Here is a 20197-nt window from a genome sequence, read left to right on the forward strand (position 1 = left end):
CATGCCCACCGCACCTCGCTCCCGGTGCCGCCCGCCCGCCCTCACGCCCGCCCTCGCCCCGTCGATCATGAGGTTGACCGCACGTGGCGTCCGATTTGTCGCCGCCAACTTCATGATCGACGGGGCGGGCCCCGGCCGGGGTCCGGGGCGGGGGCCGGGGCCGGGGGGCTGTCAGGGGAGGGGGACGGCGGGGCCGTCGCCGGCCAGGCGGAAGGACTCCTCGCCCACCGGTTCCACCAGGCCGTCGGTCACCAGGCCGGCCAGGGCGCGGGCCCGCTGCACGTCGTCCTGCCAGACCTGGTCCAGCCGCTGGTGCGGCACCGGACCGGTGGCGTCCCGGAGCACCGCGAGGAGCAGCCCGCGTACCTGCCGGTCGGTGCCGGCGTAGCGCTGCGGGCGGCGGGTCGGGCCGGCCGGCGCCGCCTGGCCGGACGCCCGCCAGGCACAGCTCGACTCGACCGGGCAGATCGCGCAGCGGGGCGCGCGGGCGGTGCAGACCACCGCGCCGAGTTCCATGAAGGCCGCGCTGGCCAGGGCGGCGGCGGCCGGCTCGATCGGCAGCAGTTCCTCGGTGGCGACCAGGTCGGACGGGCGGGTGGTCGGTCCGGCGTCGGGTTCGCCGGCGATCGCCCGGCACACCACCCGCCGGACGTTCGTGTCCACCACCGGGTGGCGCTGCCCGTAGGCGAACGCCGCCACCGCCCGGGCCGTGTACGTGCCCACGCCGGGCAGCGCCAGCAGCTGGTCCAGCCGGTCGGGCACCACGCCGCCGTGCCGTTCCACGACGGCCACCGCGCACTCGCGCAGGCGCACCGCCCGACGGGGGTAGCCGAGCCGGCCCCACATCCGGATCGCCTCGGCCGGGGTGTCCTCCGCCAGCGCGCGCGGCTCCGGCCACCGGGCCAGCCACGCCTCCCAGGCGGGCACCACTCGGACCACCGGGGTCTGCTGGAGCATGACCTCGCTGACCAGGATCGCCCAGGCGCCGATGCCGGGCCGGCGCCACGGCAGGTCGCGGGCGTTGCGCTCGTACCAGCGGCTGACCTGGGCGGCGAAGGTGGGCTCAGTCATGGCGCTGACGATGATGTCACGGGCGGAGATCCCGCTGGTTGGGCGACCCGGGTGGGCCGGCGCGGCCGATCATGGACGGCGGGGCAGAATGTCCGAATGAACGAGCTCGCGATCACCGTCATCGGCCGGGACCGGCCGGGCATCGTCGCCGACGTCGCGGAGGTCCTCGCCCGGCTGGGCGCGAACCTCACCGACTCGACGATGACCCGGTTGCGGGGACACTTCGCGATGACCCTGATCTGTGTCGGCCCGGCCGCCGCCGACGTGGAGGCCGCGCTGGCCCCGCTCGCCGCCGACGGGCACCTGCTGGCCACCGTACGCGCGGTGACCCCGGACGGTGGCAGCGCGGTGGCGGGCGAGCCGTACGTGCTGGCGGTGCACGGCGCGGACCGGATGGGCATCGTCGCGGCGATGACCCGGGTGCTGGCCGATGCGGGCGGCAACGTGACCGATCTGAGCACCCGGCTCACCGGATCGCTCTACGTGGTGGTCGCCGAGGTCGAGCTGCCGCCGGGCAGCGCGGACGAGGTCGCCGGCCGGCTCACCCGCGCCGCCGCGGAGCTGGGCGTCGGGGTCAGCCTGCGCCCGGCGGACACGGACCTGCTGTGACCGCCGAGGAGTACGCCGGGTTGGGCGGCTGGACGCCGGAGAAGCTGGGCGTCCCCGGCGAGGTACGTCAGGTGGTGGCCGCCCCGGAGCCGGTGCTGAGCCGGCCGGGCCCGGCGGTCGACCCGACCTCGCCCGAGGTGGTGCGACTCGCCGCCGATCTGGTGGCCACGATGCGGGTCTCGCCGGGCTGTGTGGGCCTGGCGGCACCGCAGGTCGGGGTGAGCGCCCAGGTGTTCGCGGTGGACGTGACCGGCCATCCGAAGGCGGTCACCGTGCACGGCACGTTCGTGCTGTGCAACGCCCGGGTGGTGGAGGCGACCCGCTGGAAGGCCGGTCGCGAGGGCTGCATGTCGGTGCCGGATCTGACCGGGGACGTGAAGCGGGCGAGTCGCCTCGTGGTGGAGGGGGCGCTGCCGGGCAGCGGGGAGCCGGTGCGACTGGTCACCGACGGCTTCGAGGCCCGCGCGCTGCAGCACGAGATCGACCACTGCGCCGGGCTGCTCTTTCTCGACCGGGTGGCCGGGGCGCACGCCGTCTACCAGCGCCAGGTCTATCTCTGACCGGCAGTGGTCCGGCGACGTCGCTCGGTGAACGTCGCCCTCCACTGTGGACGCTTCGGGCCGGGCGGCGCGGTGTCACCGGCGCGTCGGACCCACGCGTCGCGCACCGCGCGGATACGGTAGGCGCATCATGCGTCTGACGGTCGGCCCCCTGCCCCCCGCCGTGTACTGGCGGCGTCGTGCCGTCGTGCTCGGTGCGGGGCTGCTCTTCCTGATTGTCCTGCTCTATTCCTGCACGGGCACGGATCGCAACGCCGGCCCGCCGTCCGGCAACCCGTCGCCGAGCGGCACCGCGGGGGCGGCCCCGGGCCCGTCGGGCTCGGTGCTGAGCCCGCAGTCGGGCAGCCCGTCGCCGACACCGGGCGCCTCGGGCGACACCGGCTCGGACGGTGGGGGATCGAGCAGCGGCGGCGGCACGAGCGACGGGGGCGGCTCGGGCACGGGCGACGGCGGGGCATCCGGGCAACCGGTCTCCGACGACGGCACCTGCACCGACTCCGAACTGCTGGTGACGCCGGTGGCGGTACCGGCCAGCGCCCAGCGGGGCACCGTGGTCACCCTGCGCCTGAAGGTCAAGAACGTCTCGGACCGCACGTGCAGCCGGAACGTCGGCGCCGACCTGCAGGAGCTGTACGTGAAGGCCGGGGCGGAGAAAATCTGGTCGTCGGACACCTGCGGCACCGGCAAGGGCAACGACGTGCAGTCGTTCACGCCGAACTTCGAGCGCGCCTACGAGCTGGGCTGGAACGGCCGGCTGGACAACCGGTGTGCCGGCGGGCTGGCCAACGGCGAGTACGCCCCGATCGGCACGTACCAGGTCTTCGCCCGGGTGGGCACCAAGATCAGCGAGCCGGTGAAGCTGACCGTCACCGGCTGAGCCGGGTCAGACGTACCGCTCCAGGATGGACGCCTCGGCGAGCCGGGACAGCCCTTCGCGGACGCCCCGGGCGCGGGCGTCGCCCACGCCCTCGACCGCCTGGAGGTCCTCCACGGTCGCACCGAGGAGCCGCTGGAGGCTGCCGAAGTGCACGACCAGTCGGTCGACCACGGCCGCCGGGAGCCGGGGCACCTTGGCCAGCAGGCGGAACCCGCGCGGGCTGACCGCCGCGTCGAGCGCGTCGGAGGCGGACGGGTAGCCGATCGCCTTCGCCACCGCCACCAGGTCGATCAGCTCGGTGGCGGTGAGCAGGTCGAGTTCGACGAGTGCCTCATCGAGGGTGCGCGACTTGCGGCCGACGGGCAGGTAGTCGCGGATGACCAGGGTGCGGTCGGCGTCCACGCCGGCCATCAGCTCGTCGAGCTGGAGTGCCAGCAGCCGGCCGTCGGTGCCCAGCTCGACCACGTAGCCGGCGATCTCGTCGGCGATCCGCCGGACCATCTCCAGCCGCTGCACCACGGCCACCGCGTCGCGGACGGTGACCAGGTCCTCGATCTCCAGCGCGGAGAGGGTGCCGGAGACCTCGTCCAGCCGCAGCTTGTAGCGCTCCAGCGTGGCCAGGGCCTGGTTGGCCCGGGACAGGATCGCCGCCGAGTCGTCGAGCACGTGCCGCTGGCCGTTGACGTAGAGGCTGATGATCCGCATCGACTGGCTGACCGAGATGACCGGGTAGCCGGTCTGCCGGGCCACCCGCTCGGCGGTGCGGTGCCGGGTGCCGGACTCCTCGGTGGGGATGGACGGGTCGGGCATCAGGTGCACGCCGGCCTGGACGATCCGGGTGCCGTCGCTGGAGAGGACCACGGCGCCGTCCATCTTGCACAGCTCGCGGACCCGGGTGGCGGAGAACTCGACGTCCATCGGGAAGCCGCCGGTGCAGATCTGCTCGACCACCTTGTCGTAGCCGAGCACGATGAGCGCGCCCGTGCGGCCGCGCAGGATCCGCTCCAGGCCGTCCCGGAGCGCGGTGCCCGGTGCCATCAGGGCGAGATTGGCCCGCAGCGGATCGCCACCGGCCCCACCGACGCTCCCGGTGACGGTCACGCTGATGGCGGCACGGGCGGGGTTCCCGCTCACGGCGCCGGTGCGGGCGTGCGGCGTCGCCGTTGCGGGCTTGGTGGCATCGCGGTCGATCGGCACGGGCACAGTCTACGGACTGCGGTGCGGTGGGTGCTCTCGTGGTTACTGTGATGTGTCACGATGCCCGGCTCCGGGGCTCGCCGCCCGCTTGCGCGACCTGTCCGATTCGCCCGACCGCTCCCGCCCCAGCGCTACCCACCGTCACTCCGCCGACGCCCGGGCGGCAGCCTGGAGCGCGGCGCGCACGTCAGTGACCTCGATCACGCGCATGTTCTCCGGGGCGACGCCGCTGCTGCCCGGGCCGCAGCCGGGCGGCACCAGGGCCAGCCGGAAGCCCAGCCGGGCGGCCTCGGCCAACCGTCGGGGGACCGCGCCGACCCGGCGCACCTCGCCGGTCAGCCCGACCTCACCGATGGCGACCAGGTGCGCGTTGAGCGCGAGGTTGAGCCCGCCGGACGCGACGGCGAGCGCCACGGCCAGGTCGGCCGCCGGCTCGACCACCCGGATGCCGCCGACCGTGGCGGCGAAGACCTCCCGGTCGTGCAGCGTCAGCCGCTCGGTGCGCCGCTGGAGCACCGCGAGGACCATGGCCAGCCGGGCGCCGTCGAGACCCGAGACGGTGCGCCGGGGCGAACCGGCGACGGTGGCCCCGATCAGCGCCTGCACCTCGGTGACCAGCGCCCGCCGCCCCTCCATCGCCACCGTCACGCAGGTGCCCGGCACCGGTTCGGAATAGCGGGTCAGGAAGAGGCCGGACGGGTCGGCGAGGCTGCTGATGCCGCCCTCGTGCATCTCGAAGCAGCCCACCTCGTCGGCCGCGCCGAACCGGTTCTTCACGCCGCGCACCATCCGCAGCGAGGAGTGCTTGTCGCCCTCGAAGTGCAGCACCACGTCGACCAGGTGCTCCAGCACCCGCGGGCCGGCCACCTGGCCGTCCTTGGTGACGTGCCCGACCAGCACGGTGGCGATGCCCCGCTCCTTGGCCACCGCGACCAGCGCCGCGGTGACCGCGCGCACCTGGGTGACCCCGCCGGGCACGCCCTCGGTGCCGGTGGTGGAGATGGTCTGCACCGAGTCGAGCACCAGCAGCCCCGGCTTGACCGCGTCGAGGTGGCCGAGCACCGCCGACAGGTCACTCTCGGCGGCCAGGTAGAGCTGGTCGTGCAGGGTGCCCATCCGCTCGGCGCGCAGCCGCACCTGGCTCACCGACTCCTCGCCGCTGACCACGAGCGACGGGCTGCCCGCGCCGACCGCCCACTGCTGGGCCACGTCGAGCAGCAGCGTCGACTTGCCCACGCCGGGCTCGCCGGCCAGCAGCACCACCGCGCCGGGGACCAGGCCGCCGCCGAGCACCCGGTCGAGCTCGCTGACCCCGGTCGGCCGGGCACGGGCCGGAGCGGCGCTGATGGTGGCGATCGGCCGGGCCGGCTCGGCCGGCATCCGGGAGCTGACCACCCGGCCGGAGACCAGCGGGCCGGTGACGGTGCACTCGACCACCGAGCCCCACTCGCCGCACTCGGGGCACCGGCCCACCCACTTCGGCGGCTGGTGACCGCACGCGTCGCACTCGTAGGCCGGGCGGGGTTCGCGGGCGGCGGCGCGACCACGGCCGGCGCCGGCACGGGAGGAGGTCGATCGGGGCGAGGTCACCTCAGGACGCTAACCGGACGGTACGACGAACGCCCACCCTCCGAACGACCACACCGCCGGCGTGGCGCTGGCCACGAACGGCGGTGTCGGCGGAACGGGGAACGGCGTCAGCCGTGGCTGCCGCCCTCGACGCCACCCTCTTCACCGGCGTGCTCGCGCGGGTTGACCACCGCGGACGGCTCGGCCTCGGGGGTGAGCGGGACGCCGATCGGGGCCGGGGTCTTGATCACCTTGCCGCCGCCGAAGTCGAAGGTCAGGTTGACCTGCTGGCCGACGAGCAGCTTCTGGTTCAGGCCGACCAGCTGGAGGAACTGCGGGTTGCCGCTGTTCAGCTGGGCGTAGGAGAGGGCCGGGATCTCGATCCGGGCCGGCTGGCCGGCGGGCGCCGATTCGCTCTCCGACGGCGACGGGCTGGCCGAGGCGGACTCGCCCGCCGACGGCGAGCCGGTGACGTCGAGCGACTGGCTGGGCGAGGCGCTCGGGTCGGCGGCGGTCGGCGAGGCCGAGGCCGGCTCGGTCGGCGAGCCGGTCGGGGTGGCCGCGCCGCTGGACCCGGCACCGCCGGTGAGCAGGATCTCGCGGGCGCTGTCGGTGGTGACGGTCACGGTCACCGGGGCCTGGCTGTCGTTGTAGATCACGACGTTGAGCGGCGCGGTCGCGCCCGCCTCGTAGCCCTTCGGACCCGGGAACTGCACGTAGAGCCCGCGCACCTTGTAGAGGTTGTCGGAGGTCTGGACGTTGACGCCCTGTACCGACGGGATCTTGTTGGCGGTCTCGGCGATCTGCCCGGCGCCGCACCCGGACAGCAGCAGGCTCGCCGCCGCCGCCGTGCCGGCCAGCAGCAGGGCCGGCCCCCGGGAACCCCTGATCGAGCGCGTCACGTCGGTCCTCCTCGTCACGATCCCCGCCCGGTCGACCCCCGGGCACGGGGTGGCCATACCCGCGCAGACCGCGCTCCAGGGTAGTTGGAGCTGATCGAGGCCCGCACGCGGACCCGGCAATGCCCCCCGCACAGGGGACTTCTCAGACCACCCGGCCGTTCGCCACCAGCAGCACCACATCGATCAACGCCACCACCAGCACCGCCCGGAAGGCGGTCACCGGCCGGCCCCCGGCCCGGGCGGCGGCGCGTCCCGCGTACCAACCGAGGGCCGGCACCGCGACGGCGGCGGCGACCGCCGCCAGGCCGGTCCACGACGGCGGCCCGGGTGGTCCGAACACCAGCGCGACGGTGGCCGCGAGGAGCAGCCCGGCGGCGGCCAGCCGGCTGCCCCCGGACCCCAGCCGGTGTGGCAGTCCGCGCACGCCGGTCCGGGCGTCGTCGGCCAGGTCCGGCAGGACGTTCGCGAAGTGCGCCCCGGCACCCAGCAGCGCGGCGGCGGCCACCAGCCAGGCCGGTGGCGCGGGCGAGCCGGGCAGGGCCAGCACCACGAAGGCGGGCAGCGCGCCGAACGAGACCGCGTAGGGCAGCACCGACACCGGCGTCGACTTCAGCGGCCGGTTGTAGAGCAGCGCGGAGACCAGTCCCAGGGTGGCGCACGCGGCCGCGGCCGGTCCGCCGGCCAGCGCCAGCAGCGGGGTGGCGACCGCGGCCACCGCGGTGGCGCGGGCCAGCGTCGGGCGGGCGACCGCGCCGGTGGTCACCGGCTTGTCGGTACGCCCCACCGTGGCGTCCCGCTCGGCGTCGATCAGGTCGTTGCTCCAGCCCACCGCGAGTTGGCTGGCCAGCACCGTCAACGCCACCACGGCGACGCCGACGGCGGAGTGCCCGACGCCGGCCGCGAGCAGCGCGGCGACCACGACGACCGCCGCCGCCGGCTCCGGATGGCTCGCCCTGACCAGCCCTAACACCCGCGTCGACATAAGGGAAGTCTGGTCGTTACCGGGGAGTCGTGCCACGCTCGGACCATGCCAGAAGCGTCCCCGGTGTCCACACCGCACCGGGTGCTGCCGCCGAACGACCCCCGGCAGTACGACGACCTGGCCGGGGAGTGGTGGCGGCCGGACGGCGCGTTCGCGATGCTGCACTGGCTGGCCCGCGCCCGCGCGGCCCTGGTGCCGCCCGCGTCCACCCCGGACGACCTGCTGGTCGACCTCGGCTGCGGAGCCGGGCTGCTGGCGCCGCACCTGGTCGGGAAGGGCTACCGGCACGTCGGGGTGGACCTGACCCGCTCCGCGCTCGACCAGGCCGCCGCGCACGGCGTGACGGTGCTCCAGGGCGACGCCACCGCCGTGCCCCTGGCCGACGGCTGCGCCGCCGTGGTCTCCGCCGGCGAGCTGCTGGAGCACGTGCCGGACTGGCGTCGGGCGGTGGCCGAGGCGTGCCGCCTGCTGCGCCCCGGCGGCCTCCTGGTGCTCGACACGCTCAACGACACGCTGCTGGCCCGGCTGGTCGCGGTGGAGGTGGGCGAGCGGTTGCCCACCGTGCCGCGCGGGATCCACGACCCACGGATGTTCGTGGACGCCCGCGCGCTGGTCGCGGAGTGCGCCCGGCACGGCGTGTCGCTGCGGCTGCGCGGGGTGCGGCCGGAGCTGGGCGGCACGCTGGCCTGGCTGCTGCGCCGGTGGCGTGGCGGCGACCGTCCGGCCCGGACGGAGCCGCGCATCGTGCCGACCCGGTCCACCGCCGTGCTCTATCAGGGCAGGGGGCGCCGGAGCGGGTAGCCGGGACGGCCCGGGGTAAAGGGACGCCGAGAAGGGGGCGACATGAGTGTGCACGCGCTGGAGGCGGCCCGCCGGTTGGCGCCGCGACTGGCCGCCCGCGCGGCCGAGCACGACCGGGACGGCTCGTTCCCGGTGGACGACTTCGCCGACCTCCGGGCGGCCGGCCTGTTCGGGCTGATGGTGCCGCAGGCGCTGGGCGGCCGGGGCGCCAGCTTCGCCGAGTACGCGGCGGTCGCCACCGAATTGGCCCGGGGCAACGGCGCGACCGCGCTGGTGTTCAACATGCACGCCTCGGTCACCGGGGCGCTGGGCGCGGTCACCGAGGAACTGGCCGAGGCGCTCGGCGTACCGGACGAGGCGCTGGCCGCCCGCGACCGGCTGCTGCGCGCGGCGGCCGACGGGTCCTGGTACGCGGTGGCGATGAGCGAACGCGGCGCCGGCGCGCGACTGTCCCAGCTCAGCACGGTCTACGAGCCGGTGGACGGCGGCTGGCACATCAAGGGCAGCAAGACGTTCTGCTCCGGCGCCGGCCACCCGGACGGCTATCTGGTGGCCGCCCGCAGCGCCACCGACCAGTCGGTGGTCTCCCAGTTCCTGGTCCCGGCCGGCGAGGGCATCACGGTCGAGCCCACCTGGGACTCGCTGGGCATGCGGGCCACCTCCTCGCACGACCTGCACCTGGACGTGACGGTCCCCGCCGACCGACTGCTCGGCGGGGTCGAGGGGCTGGCCCTGGTGGTCGCCCAGCTCATGCCGCACTGGCTGGTGGCCAGCTACGCGGCCGTCTACGTGGGGGTGGCGCGGGCCGCCATCGACGCCGCCGCCGAGCACCTGAACGCCCGCAACCTGGCCGGTCTGCCGGCGGTCCGGGCCCGCCTGGGCCGGGCGGACGCGGCCGCCGCCGCCGCCGAGCTGGTGGTCGCCGAGGCGGCCCGCCGGGTCGACGAGGCCCCCGGCGACGCGGAGACGAACCGCTGGGTGTGGCGCGCCAAGCTGCTGGCCGGCACCACGGCGGCCGAGGTGGCGGCGTCCATGCTGGAGGCCGCGGGCACCTCGGCGACCCGCCGGGGCCATCCGCTGGAGCGGCTCTACCGGGACGCCCGCTGCGGCTCGCTGCACCCGGCGACGTCCGACGTCTGCGCCGACTGGCTCGGCATCGCGGCGCTCGGCGGCGACCCGGACCGTGACGGCTCGACCCCTCGTTGGTGAGCGCGAGGAGTGAGCCGGGGTTGCGAGCCTCGCAGTCGCGAACGAAGGACGGCCCGGTGAGCGCGAGGAGTGAGCCGGGGTTGCGAGCCTCGCAGTCGCGAACGAAGGACGGCCCGGTGAGCGCGAGGGCTGAGGGATCCGAGAGGTGGGGGACGTGGACGTACCGGTGATCGCGGGTTTGGGTACGGCGCAGCCGCCGGCCGCCGCGCAGGACGAGCTGTGGTCGGGCTTCTTCGCGCGGCACTTCTCCGGGACCACCCGGGCGCTGGCCGAACGGATCTTCGCGAACTCCGGCGTGACCCGCCGGCAGGCGGCGGTGAACCCGCTGCTGGAGGACGTCTCGGAGTGGCCGACCGAACGGCGGATGCGCCGCTACCAGGTCGAGGCGCTGCCGCTGGGCAAGGAGGCGGTGGGGCGCGCGCTCACCGCGGCCGGCCTCGACGCCGGTGACGTCGGCCTGTTCGTGGTCTGCTCCTGCACCGGGTACGCGACCCCGGGGCTGGACATCCTACTCGCCCGGGACCTCGGCATGGCCCCGGGCACGCAGCGCATGTTCGTCGGGCACATGGGCTGCTACGCCGCTCTGCCCGGGCTCGGCGCGGCGAGCGACTTCGTCACCGCCCGGGGTCGGCCCGCGCTGCTGCTCTGCGCGGAGCTGACCAGCCTGCACATCCAGCCGCCGGGCGCCCGGGTGGACACCCAGCAGATCGTCTCGCACGCGCTCTTCTCCGACGCCGCGGTCGCCGCCGTGGTGGTGCCCGGCGGCCGGGGGTACGCGCTGCGCGAGGTCACCTCGGTCACCGACACCTCCACCGCCGACCACATGACCTGGGACGTCACCGACACCGGCTTCCGGATGGGCCTGTCGCCGAAGGTGCCGCAGGTGCTGTCCCGCTACGTCCGGGACCTGGTCGACGACCTGCTGGCCCGGCACGGGTGCGACCGTTCCGAGGTGGACGGCTGGGCGGTGCACCCGGGCGGCCCGCGTATCCTCAACGTGGTGGAGCGTGAGCTGGACCTGCCGCCCACGGCGCTGGCCGCGTCCCGGGAGACGCTGGCCGAGCACGGCAACTGCTCGTCGCCGACGGTGTTGCTGATCCTGGACCGGCTGTGCCGTGCGCAGCGCCCGCCCCGGCGGGTGGTGATGCTGGCGTTCGGTCCCGGGCTGACGCTCTACGCGGCACTGCTCGAACGGGAGTCCTGAGGGTCGGCGGGCGACACGGGCCCCCGATACGCTTCGCCGCATGGTCTCCGAGGAGCGGACCCGGTCGGCGCTGCTGGCCGGTCTGACCGTGCTGGCCCTGACGGTCGGGGCGTGGTGGTGGCGGTCGGCCGCCCCGGTCCCGGCGGCTCGCGCCACCGTCGCGGCGGAGCCCAGCCCGGCCAGCGAGCCCGCCTTGGGTTCGCGCGTGTGGATCGTCGACCCGGGCACCGGGGATGCGAGTCCGGGGCCGGGCATCGGGTCGGTGCTGGCGGGCGGCGAGGAGGTGCGCCCCGATCCGCTCTGGCACGACGGGTCCCACCTGCGGGCCGGCGACCAGTTGGAACGGCAGGCAAGTTCCGCCTCGGGGGCACGTCTCCTGCTCAGCGCGGCCTGCCGCGGCCCCGGTCCGCTGACCGTGTCCTGGACGGGCACGGAGGAGGACGAGACGCAGCTCCTGGTCGACTGCGGTGGGGCGGCCATCAACCAGCCCCTCGTCGCCGCCGGTGGGCCGGTGACCGTCCGTTTCTTCGCCGGCGAGCGGCAGTTGGACCTGGACGCGACCCTGGCGGGGCTCTACTGAACCCGGCTCAGCCGCCGAGCCGGACCAGGTCGTCGCGGTAGTCGGTCGCCGGGCCCAGCTCGGGAACCAGCCGGACCAGCGTGCCCTGCCGGTCCACCAGCAGCGCGGCGGCGGTGCCGGGGTGGGCGACGAGGTGCAGGTAGGACCGCAGTCCGCCGGCCGGGTCGCCGAGGGGCCGCACACCGGGGACGGTGGCGGGGCCGGCGCTGCGGCCCTCGGTCACGGTCACCACGGTGACTCCGGGAGGTGCGGCGGCGGCCGCCGTGCCGACCTGGTCGGCGCAGGTGCAGGCGTCCACCAGGATGATCATGGCGGGCAGCAGGCTGCGCAGCGGCACCGGCGTGTCGTCGCCGCCGACCAGGTCGAGCGCGGGGAGCGGGCCGACCGCCAGCGGCGTGGCGGTGGTCCGGGGCAGCACGGTCGGGGCGCCGCCGGAGCGGTTCGACCGGGGCCAGGTGACGGCGGCCAGGCCGGCGAGCGTGACCAGCACCGAGACCAGCAGCGCGAGTGCCGGGAGCCCGATCCGGACCGGGCCGGGCCGGGGCGCCTGCCGGGGGTCGCGGCGTAGCTCCCGGCGAACCTGCCGGGCCTCGTCGGCCAGCGCGGAGGCGTCGTCGGGGACGACCACCCGGCCCCACTCGGGCGGGAGCCCGGGCAGCCCGTCCGGCGGCCCCTGGCCGTCTGCGTCAGGCACGCCCATCGGACCCCCAGGAACGTCTCGGTGAGCGGACGTCGCGTCCTCCACCAGCGTCCCGCACCGGGGGCCGTACCGCCACACCTGGGCGCGAGTGGAGTTACGGAGCTACCATGGAAGGAGCGCATTGCCCTAGATCTGGACGCTCCCGTCACCCGTACCGGGTTGTCATTCGTTCGTCACGGAGCGTGTTGAAACCATCGACTTGACCGCCTGTCAAGCCGAAGAAATACCTCTCACAGGGCCCCTGAGCTGCGCCAACGGTCAGGACAGCGGTGAGACATCGGTGCCTGAGCGTGTTACCCTAGACACAGCGAAAGGGGTTTCGAACCTATGGTTTTCAGTGTCGGCGAGACCGTTGTTTACCCCCACCACGGGGCCGCACTCATCGAGGCAATCGAGACTCGGGTCATCAAGGGCGAGCCGAAGCAGTACCTCGTCCTGAGGGTCGCGCAGGGTGACCTGACGGTCCGGGTGCCCGCCGAGAACGCCGAGATCGTGGGTGTGCGCGAGGTGGTCGGCGAAGAGGGCCTGGGCAAGGTCTTCGACGTGCTCCGTGCACCGCACACCGAGGAGCCGACCAACTGGTCGCGGCGTTACAAGGCGAATCTGGAGAAGCTGGCCTCCGGCAACCCGCTGAAGGTGGCCGAGGTCGTCCGCGACCTGTGGCGCCGGGAGCGGGAGCGGGGCCTGTCGGCGGGCGAGAAGCGCATGCTCGCCAAGGCCCGTGACATCCTCGTGGGCGAGGTCGCGCTGGCCGAGAAGAGCACCAAGGACGAGGCCGAGACTCTGCTCGACAAGGTGCTGACCGAGGCCTGATCCACACCTCTGCCTCTACCCGTCCCGCAGCGAACGAATCCGAGGACCGCGACGTGACCGCGCAGCTCAATCCGCGCGGTGACGTCGCGGTCCTCGTTCCTGCGGCCGGTGCCGGGGTACGCCTCGGCCCCGGTGCCCCGAAGGCGCTCCGGCTGCTCGCCGGCGAGCCGCTGCTGGTGCACGCCGTACGCCGGATCGCCGCCGCGCCCTCGGTGCACACGATCGTGGTGGCCGCGCCGGCCGCCGACGTCGAGTCGGTGCGGGCGATGCTCGGCGCGGTGGCGCCGGTGACCGTGGTGCCCGGAGGCGCCGAGCGCCAGGAATCCGTGGCGGCCGCGCTCGCCGCCGTCCCCGCCGGGCCGCAGATCGTCCTGGTGCACGACGCGGCCCGCGCGCTGACCCCGCCCGAGCTGGTCGAGTCGGTGGCCGCGGCGGTCCGCGACGGGCACGACGCGGTGATCCCGGTGCTGCCGGTGGTCGACACGATCAAGGAGGTCGACGCCGCCGAACGGGTGCTCGGCACGGTCGACCGGTCAGCGCTGCGGGCGGTGCAGACGCCGCAGGGCTTCCGCCGGTCGGTGCTGGTCGCGGCCCACCGGTCGGCGGGTGACGCGCTCACCGACGACGCCGGGCTGGTCGAGAAGCAGGGGGGCGCGGTGACCTGCGTACCCGGCTCCGAGCTGGCCCTGAAGATCACCCGCCCGTTCGACCTGGCCCTCGCCGAACACCTGCTGACCACAGGCGCCTGACCCGCGCCGCCCCCCCGGTGCGTGGCTTCGAGATCCTGGGATCTGGAACGTGGATCCCATTTCGGTCGATGGTTGATCGGCGTGCTGGGGCGTACGAGAACCAGTGCTGACCACAGTCCGGGCCGCAGCCGAGGCGCGGCGCGTACCCTCTGGTCATGATCGTTCCTCGGGTGGCCGTCGGCACCGACGTGCACGCGTTCGAGGCCGGGCGGCCCTGCTGGGTGGCGGGCCTGCACTGGCCGGAGCAGGACGGCCTGGCCGGCCACTCGGACGCCGACGTGGCGGCGCACGCCGCCTGCAACGCGTTGCTCTCCGCGGCGGGCCTCGGCGACCTGGGCGCGAACTTCGGGGTGGACCAGCCGGAGTGGGCCGGCGCGTCCGGGGTGGCGCTGCTGGCCGAGAGCGCCCGCCGGGTGCGTGCCGCGGGCTTCCGGATCGGCAACGTCTCGGTCCAGGTGATCGGCAACCGGCCCAAGATCGGGCCGCGCCGGGACGAGGCGCAGCGGGTGCTCTCCGAGGCGGTCGGCGCGCCGGTGACGGTGTCCGCGGCGACCACGGACGGCCTCGGCTTCACCGGCCGCGGTGAGGGCCTGACCGGCATCGCGGTGGCCCTGGTCTACGAGGCGCCGGCGGACTGACCCGCTCCGCGCGGCGGGGTGACGGCGGTTACGCTCGCCGGGATGCCGAGTGACGCCGCCCCCGACCAGTCCGCCGCCGACGGCTACCTGCAGCGTGCCCACCTCCTCGCCGAGCTGGGCCGCTACGACGAGGGGATCGACGAGCTCACCGCCCTGATCGCGGCGCAACCCGCGCATCTGGAGGCGCTGACCATGCTGGCCCGGATGCAGCTCGCCGCCGACCGTCCCGCGGAGGCGCTCGCCGCGTCCGAGGCGGCGTCGGCGACCGCACCGGGCACCGTGCCGGCGCTGGTGGTACGCGGTCTCGCGCTGCTCGACCTGGAGCGCTGGAAGGCCGCCGCGGCCACCGCGGACGAGATCCTCGCGCTCGGGCCGACCGACGCGTACGCGCAGCGCGGCGCCGCCGCGATCCTGTCCGCCTCGCGGAACGGGCAGGCGGCGCTCGACGCGGCCTGGCGGGGTGTCGAGCTGGCGCCGGACGAGCCGGAGGCGCATCTGGTGCTCGGCCTGGTCGCGGTGCGCCTCGAACTGTTCGACCTGGCCGAGCGGGCCTACCGGGAGGCGTTGCGGCTGGATCCGGAACTGGCCGGGGCGCGGCAGGACACCGGCGTGGCCCGGCTGGAGCGGCGCCGCTACGCCGAGACGCTGGAGGACCTGACCGAGGTGGTCGACCTGACCCCGGCGCGGGTGGATCCGGCCCGCACCGCGGACGCCGGGCTGCGCCGGCTGGTGCTGTCCGCCGCCGGCTGGTCGCTGGGCGCCGCCGTGCTGGTGGCGGTGCTGGCCCCGGCCGCCCCGGGCGCGTCCCGCCTGCTCGCGGTGCTGGCCGCGGTCGGTGCCGGGTTGCTGTTCTGGCGGCCCGCGTCCCGGCTGCCCGGGCTGCGCGACGCGATGGCGCGCGGCCTGGCCCCGGCGATCTACGCGGCGGCCGCCGCGCCGCTGCTGCTGGCGGTGTACGCGCTGGTCGGCGGCCCGTGGCCGCTGGTGGGGGCGGTCACCGCCACCGTCCTCGCGGGTTTCACGGTGCTCGCCCGCCGCTGAGCCGTGCCGCTATTCCCGTCCCCGGGGTGAGGAAGCGAACGTGTCGGCCGGGGTGGCCCGGGGGTAGGAAAGCCGGAGCGACAGGCTGTGTCGCGGGCCGGGCGTGTCCCGGCGCGGAAGGAAACCACCGGCTGCAGGAAGCGGGAATCCGTGTTCACCGTCAATGCCTACGCGGCGACGTCCGCGACCGAACCGCTCGCCCCGACCACCATCGAGCGGCGGGACCTCGGACCGGACGACGTCGCGATCGACATCAAGTTCTCCGGCATCTGCCACTCCGACATCCACACCGCGCGCAGCGAGTGGGGACCGACCACCTACCCGATGGTGGTGGGTCACGAGATCGCCGGCGTGGTGCGGGAGGTCGGCTCCGCGGTGACGAAGTTCGCCGTCGGTGACCGGGTCGGCGTCGGCTGCATGGTCGACTCCTGCCGGGAGTGCGACAACTGCCGCAAGGGCCTGGAGCAGTACTGCCTCAAGGGCAACATCGGCACGTACGGCGGGGTGGGCCGGGACGGCGAGCCGACCCAGGGCGGCTACGCGCAGGCCATCGTGGTCACCGAGGACTTCGTGCTGCGCATCCCGGACGGCATCGAGCTGGACGCGGCCGCGCCGCTGCTCTGCGCCGGCATCACCACCTACTCGCCGCTGCGGCACTGGAACGCCGGCCCGGGCCGGCGGGTGGCCGTGATCGGCATGGGCGGTCTGGGCCACATGGCCGTCAAGCTGGCCCACGCCATGGGCGCCGAGGTGACCGTGCTGTCCCAGTCGCTGAAGAAGCGGGAGGACGGGCTGCGGCTCGGCGCCGACCACTACCACGCCACCTCGGACGAGGCGACGTTCACCGACCTGGCCGGCTCGTTCGACCTGATCGTCAACACGGTCAGCGCGGCCATCGACCTGGACGCGTACCTGGGCCTGCTGGCCGTGGACGGCACGCTGGTCAACGTGGGCGCGCCGGAGGACCCGCTGTCGGTGCGCGCGTTCTCGCTGATCCCGGCCCGGCGGTCGTTCGCCGGCTCGATGATCGGCGGCATCGCCGAGACCCAGGAGATGCTCGACTTCTGCGCCGAGCACGGGCTGGGCGCCGAGATCGAGGTGATCGGAGCCGAGAAGATCAACGAGGCGTACGAGCGGGTGCTCGCGTCCGACGTGCGCTACCGCTTCGTCATCGACGCCTCGACGTTCTGACGACTCCGTGCGAAGGGGCCGCGTCCGTGCCGGGCGCGGCCCCTTCTCGCGTACGTCAGGGCTTGCGCGCCCAGGTCCAGGCGTAGCCGTCGTCCTCGCAGGCGGTCGCCGCGTCGCAGAGGTCCAGCGGGCGGAACGTGTCCACCATGACCGCCAGCTCGTCGAAGAAGTCCGCCCCGATCGACCGCTCGGCGGCGCCCGGCTGGGGGCCGTGGGTGAAGCCGGACGGGTGCAGCGAGATCGAGCCCTGCCCGATCCCGGAGCCGCGCCGGGCCTCGTAGTTGCCGCCGGTGTAGAAGAGCATCTCGTCGGAGTCGACGTTGTGGTGGTTGTACGGCACCGGGATGGCGGCCGGGTGGTAGTCCACCTTGCGCGGCACGAACGAGCAGATCACGAAGTTCGGGCCCTGGAACGTCTGGTGCACCGGCGGCGGCTGGTGGATCCGCCCGGTGATCGGCTCGAAGTCGTGGATGGAGAACGCCCACGGGTAGAGGTGCCCGTCCCAGCCGACCACGTCGAACGGATGGTTCGCGTAGACGTACCTCGTCCACCCGCGGCGGTGCCTGACCAGCACCTCCACCTCCTCGCCGTCGACCAGCAGCGGGGTGTCCGGTCCCCGGACGTCACGCTCGCAGTAGGGCGAGTGCTCCAGGAACTGCCCGCGTACGGAGAGGTAGCGCTTGGGCGGGCCGATGTGGCCGGACGCCTCCACCGCGAGCAGCCGGGTCGGCTCGTCGCCGGTGGGCACCAGGCGGTGGATGGTCGAGGTGGGGATGACGACGTAGTCGCCGGCCACCGCGTCGAGCACGCCGAACGGCGACTCCACCCGCAGCGAGCCGGACTCCAGGTAGAGGCAGTGGTCGCCGGTGGCGTCGCGGAACAGCGGTGAGGGCCGGTCGGCCAGCACGTACGCGATCCGGACGTCGTCGTTGGCGAGCAGGTACTGCCGGCCGAGCACCGGGTCCGCGCCGGCGCCGTCGAGTTTGTGCGTGCGCAGGTGGCGCGGCTTGAGCGGCAGGTTCGGCACCCGGGTGACGGTGGGCGGGGCGAACTCCTCGGCGGCGAGGATCGCGGTCGGCGCGTGCCGGTGGTAGAGCAGCGACGAGTCGGAGGAGAAGCCCTCCTGGCCGACCAGCTCCTCCGCGTAGAGCGTGCCGTCGGGCTGCCGGAACTGGGTGTGGCGCTTGCGGGGCACCTCGCCGACGCTGCGGTAGTACGGCATCTCGCCTCCCGTTATGTCCCGTTCTCCGGCCGGTGGCGTCCGATAATCGGACGCGGTTGTCCGTTCCTCGTAGCGTCCCGTACATTCTTGTCTCGTGTCAACGCAGGTGCCCCGCCTCCTCGCCGGCCTGGTCGACGACGCCGCGGTCTTCCCGCCCGGCAACGCCGCGCTGCCCGACGCGGTCACCGCGCACCGCCGGCACCGCGCGGCCTGGTACGCCGACCTGGTCGGCCCGCTGCTGCTGCCCGCCTCCGACCTCCGGGCCGGTGCGTTGACCGGCCTGGTCGACCCCTCCGAGGGCCTCGTCATCGGCCTGATCGGCGACACCGGCCTCGACGGGCTGCCCGCCGCGCTGTCGGCCCTGGCGCCGGACGGCGTGACCGCCCGGCAGGTCGAGGCGCCGGTGGCCAAGCGCGGCGAGGACCCCGCCCCCGGGGTGGCCGAGCTGGTCGCGCTCGCCGGCCGGCTCGAGGGCGCCTCCGTGTACGCGGAGATCCCGCTGACGCTCGGCCTGATGGACGCGCTGGACGCGCTCGCCCGGGCCCGGGCCGGCGGGCTTCCGGTGGCGGCCAAGTTCCGCACCGGCGGGCTGGCCGCCGAGTTGTTCCCGACGCCGGTCGAGCTGGCCGCGGTGATCTGCGCCTGCCGCGACCGCGAGCTGCCGTTCAAGCTCACCGCCGGGCTGCACCACGCGATCCGGCACCGTGACCCGGAGACCGGCTTCACCCACCACGGCTTCGTCAACGTGCTGGCCGCCACGCTGGCCGCGGTCGAGGGCGCCCAGGTGGACGCCGTCGCCGAGCTGTTGGCCGCGACCGACCCGCTGCGCGTGGTCGAGTCGGCCCGGGCCCGCCGCGAGTCCGCGCGACCGCTCTGGGTCGGCTACGGCTCGTGCAGCATCTCCGAACCATTGACCGATCTGATCCGGCTGGGGCTGGTGAACGGGGGGTACGAGACATGACGTGGGTTTCGGGTGCGGCGGGTTCGGCCTTCGGGGTGACCAACCTGCCGTACGGGGTGTTCCGGCACGGCGACCGCGAGCCGCGGATCGGCGTTCGCATCGGCGACTTCGTGCTCGACCTGGCCGGCGCGGAGGCGGCCGGGCTGGTGCTGGCCGGTGGGGCGCTCGGCCGACCCACGCTGAACGCCTTCCTGGCGCTCGGCCGCCCGCAGTGGACCGCCGTCCGGCAGCGGGTCGTCGAGCTGCTCACCGACCCGGCGCACCGCCCGGCGGTGGAGCCGCTGCTGGTGCCGCTGCGCGAGGTCGAGCTGCTGCTGCCGTTCGAGGTCGCGGACTACGTCGACTTCTACTCCTCCGAGCACCACGCCGGCAACGTCGGGCAGATCTTCCGGCCCGGCCAGCCGCCGCTGCTGCCGAACTGGAAGCACGTGCCGATCGGCTACCACGGCCGGGCCGGCACGGTGGTCGTCTCCGGCACCCCGGTGGTCCGCCCCTCCGGGCAGCGGGCCAGCGCGCAGGGCCCCACCACGGGCGCGTCCGTACGCCTGGACATCGAGGCCGAGGTGGGTTTCGTGGTCGGCGTGCCGAGCCGGCTCGGCGAGCGGGTGCCGACGGCCGACTTCGCCGACCACGTGTTCGGCGTGGTGCTGGTCAACGACTGGTCCGCGCGGGACATCCAGGCCTGGGAATACCAGCCGCTCGGCCCGTTCCTGGGCAAGTCGTTCGCCACCTCGGTCTCCGGCTGGGTCACCCCGCTGGAGGCACTTGCCGACGCGTTCGTGCCCGCGCCCGACCAGGACCCGCCGGTGCAGGACTACCTGCGGGACACCCCGCACCTCGGGCTGGACCTGACCCTGTCGGTGGAGTGGAACGGCGAGCGGGTCGCCGAGCCGCCGTTCGCCACCATGTACTGGACCCCGGCCCAGCAGCTCGCCCACCTCACCGTGAACGGCGCCTCGCTGCGCACCGGCGACCTCTACGCCTCCGGAACCGTCTCCGGCCCCGAGCGCGCTCAGGTCGGCTCGTTCCTGGAGCTGACCTGGGGCGGGTCCGAGCCGGTCAAGCTCGCCGACGGCAGCGAGCGGACGTTCCTGGAGGACGGCGACACGGTGACGATCACCGCCACCGCGCCCGGCCCGGACGGCACCACCATCGCGCTGGGCGAGGTCACCGGGACGGTCCTCCCCGCCCGCTGAACCACCTGTCGGCCGGACGGCCTCGATCGCACATCGGGTGCGATCGAGGCCGTTTCCTTCCGCGTTGATCGACTCGGATCGCGTACGCCCCGGGCGGCCACTCCGGGGCGCGCCCGAGTCGGAAG

At 74.6% G+C, this 20197-nt stretch carries 21 protein-coding genes; 14 read left to right on the top strand and 7 right to left on the bottom strand.

The window, feature by feature from the left end; translation table 11 throughout:
- Nucleotides 1-171: 171 nt before the first annotated feature.
- The gene (locus CO540_RS21515) at nucleotides 172-1071 is read right to left on the bottom strand and encodes an A/G-specific adenine glycosylase (protein ID WP_099163405.1); all 900 of its coding nucleotides are present in this window, start codon (nucleotides 1069-1071) and stop codon (nucleotides 172-174) included.
- Nucleotides 1072-1167: 96 nt separating this feature from the next.
- Between CO540_RS21515 and CO540_RS21520 the strand changes: the two genes are divergently transcribed.
- The 3 genes from CO540_RS21520 (at nucleotide 1168) to CO540_RS21530 (ending at nucleotide 3117) form a co-directional block, all read left to right on the top strand.
- The gene (locus tag CO540_RS21520) at nucleotides 1168-1680 is read left to right on the top strand and encodes a glycine cleavage system protein R (RefSeq protein WP_099163406.1); all 513 of its coding nucleotides are present in this window, start codon (nucleotides 1168-1170) and stop codon (nucleotides 1678-1680) included.
- Nucleotides 1677-2240: a peptide deformylase gene (locus CO540_RS21525; protein WP_099163407.1), complete on the top strand. Its 564-nt coding sequence runs from the start codon at nucleotides 1677-1679 to the stop codon at nucleotides 2238-2240. The genes CO540_RS21520 and CO540_RS21525 overlap by 4 nt, the downstream gene beginning before the upstream one ends.
- Before the next feature lie 130 nt (nucleotides 2241-2370).
- Nucleotides 2371-3117 carry a hypothetical protein gene (locus tag CO540_RS21530; RefSeq protein ID WP_099163408.1) on the top strand — a complete coding sequence of 249 codons (747 nt, stop codon included), beginning with the start codon at nucleotides 2371-2373 and terminating at the stop codon, nucleotides 3115-3117.
- Between the two features lie 6 nt (nucleotides 3118-3123).
- On the opposite strand, the gene disA is transcribed toward CO540_RS21530, so the two are convergent.
- The 4 genes from disA to CO540_RS21550 all read right to left on the bottom strand — a co-directional run bounded on the left by disA (nucleotide 3124) and on the right by CO540_RS21550 (nucleotide 7767).
- A complete protein-coding gene (disA, locus tag CO540_RS21535; protein WP_091576858.1) occupies nucleotides 3124-4314 on the bottom strand; it encodes a DNA integrity scanning diadenylate cyclase DisA in 1191 nt (396 codons plus the stop codon).
- Nucleotides 4315-4455: 141 nt separating this feature from the next.
- The gene (gene radA / locus CO540_RS21540; RefSeq protein ID WP_099163409.1) at nucleotides 4456-5904 is read right to left on the bottom strand and encodes a DNA repair protein RadA; all 1449 of its coding nucleotides are present in this window, start codon (nucleotides 5902-5904) and stop codon (nucleotides 4456-4458) included.
- Between the two features lie 107 nt (nucleotides 5905-6011).
- On the bottom strand, nucleotides 6012-6785 hold the full coding sequence (locus tag CO540_RS21545; RefSeq protein ID WP_091568713.1) for a hypothetical protein: 774 nt from the start codon (nucleotides 6783-6785) through the stop codon (nucleotides 6012-6014).
- Between the two features lie 142 nt (nucleotides 6786-6927).
- Nucleotides 6928-7767: a UbiA family prenyltransferase gene (locus CO540_RS21550; protein ID WP_099163410.1), complete on the bottom strand. Its 840-nt coding sequence runs from the start codon at nucleotides 7765-7767 to the stop codon at nucleotides 6928-6930.
- Between the two features lie 45 nt (nucleotides 7768-7812).
- Between CO540_RS21550 and CO540_RS21555 the strand changes: the two genes are divergently transcribed.
- From CO540_RS21555 to CO540_RS21570, 4 genes are all read left to right on the top strand, one after another.
- Nucleotides 7813-8568 carry a methyltransferase domain-containing protein gene (locus CO540_RS21555; protein ID WP_099163411.1) on the top strand — a complete coding sequence of 252 codons (756 nt, stop codon included), beginning with the start codon at nucleotides 7813-7815 and terminating at the stop codon, nucleotides 8566-8568.
- Between the two features lie 42 nt (nucleotides 8569-8610).
- Nucleotides 8611-9777, top strand: coding sequence for an acyl-CoA dehydrogenase family protein (locus CO540_RS21560; RefSeq protein ID WP_099163412.1), 1167 nt, complete (start codon nucleotides 8611-8613; stop codon nucleotides 9775-9777).
- Nucleotides 9778-9931: 154 nt separating this feature from the next.
- On the top strand, nucleotides 9932-10981 hold the full coding sequence (locus CO540_RS21565; protein ID WP_099164887.1) for a type III polyketide synthase: 1050 nt from the start codon (nucleotides 9932-9934) through the stop codon (nucleotides 10979-10981).
- 40 nt (nucleotides 10982-11021) lie between these two features.
- The gene (locus tag CO540_RS21570; protein WP_099163413.1) at nucleotides 11022-11561 is read left to right on the top strand and encodes a hypothetical protein; all 540 of its coding nucleotides are present in this window, start codon (nucleotides 11022-11024) and stop codon (nucleotides 11559-11561) included.
- Nucleotides 11562-11568: 7 nt separating this feature from the next.
- Here CO540_RS21570 and CO540_RS21575 read toward each other — a convergent pair whose 3' ends face one another.
- Nucleotides 11569-12261 carry a hypothetical protein gene (locus CO540_RS21575; RefSeq protein WP_099163414.1) on the bottom strand — a complete coding sequence of 231 codons (693 nt, stop codon included), beginning with the start codon at nucleotides 12259-12261 and terminating at the stop codon, nucleotides 11569-11571.
- Nucleotides 12262-12588: 327 nt separating this feature from the next.
- Between CO540_RS21575 and CO540_RS21580 the strand changes: the two genes are divergently transcribed.
- From CO540_RS21580 to CO540_RS21600, 5 genes are all read left to right on the top strand, one after another.
- Complete coding sequence (locus CO540_RS21580; protein ID WP_007073334.1) at nucleotides 12589-13074, top strand: CarD family transcriptional regulator; 486 nt, start codon at nucleotides 12589-12591, stop codon at nucleotides 13072-13074.
- A gap of 53 nt (nucleotides 13075-13127) precedes the next feature.
- Entirely contained in the window at nucleotides 13128-13823 is a 696-nt protein-coding gene (gene ispD, locus CO540_RS21585) for a 2-C-methyl-D-erythritol 4-phosphate cytidylyltransferase (RefSeq protein ID WP_099163415.1), read from the top strand.
- 155 nt (nucleotides 13824-13978) lie between these two features.
- Entirely contained in the window at nucleotides 13979-14461 is a 483-nt protein-coding gene (gene ispF / locus CO540_RS21590; protein WP_099163416.1) for a 2-C-methyl-D-erythritol 2,4-cyclodiphosphate synthase, read from the top strand.
- A gap of 42 nt (nucleotides 14462-14503) precedes the next feature.
- Entirely contained in the window at nucleotides 14504-15502 is a 999-nt protein-coding gene (locus CO540_RS21595) for a lipopolysaccharide assembly protein LapB (protein ID WP_099163417.1), read from the top strand.
- Nucleotides 15503-15652: 150 nt separating this feature from the next.
- On the top strand, nucleotides 15653-16693 hold the full coding sequence (locus tag CO540_RS21600; RefSeq protein ID WP_099163418.1) for an NAD(P)-dependent alcohol dehydrogenase: 1041 nt from the start codon (nucleotides 15653-15655) through the stop codon (nucleotides 16691-16693).
- Nucleotides 16694-16748: 55 nt separating this feature from the next.
- On the opposite strand, the gene CO540_RS21605 is transcribed toward CO540_RS21600, so the two are convergent.
- A complete protein-coding gene (locus CO540_RS21605; protein WP_099163419.1) occupies nucleotides 16749-17915 on the bottom strand; it encodes a homogentisate 1,2-dioxygenase in 1167 nt (388 codons plus the stop codon).
- Between the two features lie 94 nt (nucleotides 17916-18009).
- Between CO540_RS21605 and CO540_RS21610 the strand changes: the two genes are divergently transcribed.
- Both CO540_RS21610 and fahA read left to right on the top strand, forming a co-directional pair.
- Nucleotides 18010-18876 carry a hypothetical protein gene (locus tag CO540_RS21610; RefSeq protein WP_172967900.1) on the top strand — a complete coding sequence of 289 codons (867 nt, stop codon included), beginning with the start codon at nucleotides 18010-18012 and terminating at the stop codon, nucleotides 18874-18876.
- Nucleotides 18873-20072: a fumarylacetoacetase gene (gene fahA / locus CO540_RS21615; RefSeq protein ID WP_099163421.1), complete on the top strand. Its 1200-nt coding sequence runs from the start codon at nucleotides 18873-18875 to the stop codon at nucleotides 20070-20072. The genes CO540_RS21610 and fahA overlap by 4 nt, the downstream gene beginning before the upstream one ends.
- Nucleotides 20073-20197: the final 125 nt, after the last annotated feature.

It is taken from the genome of Micromonospora sp. WMMA2032 (assembly GCF_002688545.1).
Lineage (GTDB): Bacteria > Actinomycetota > Actinomycetes > Mycobacteriales > Micromonosporaceae > Micromonospora > Micromonospora sediminicola.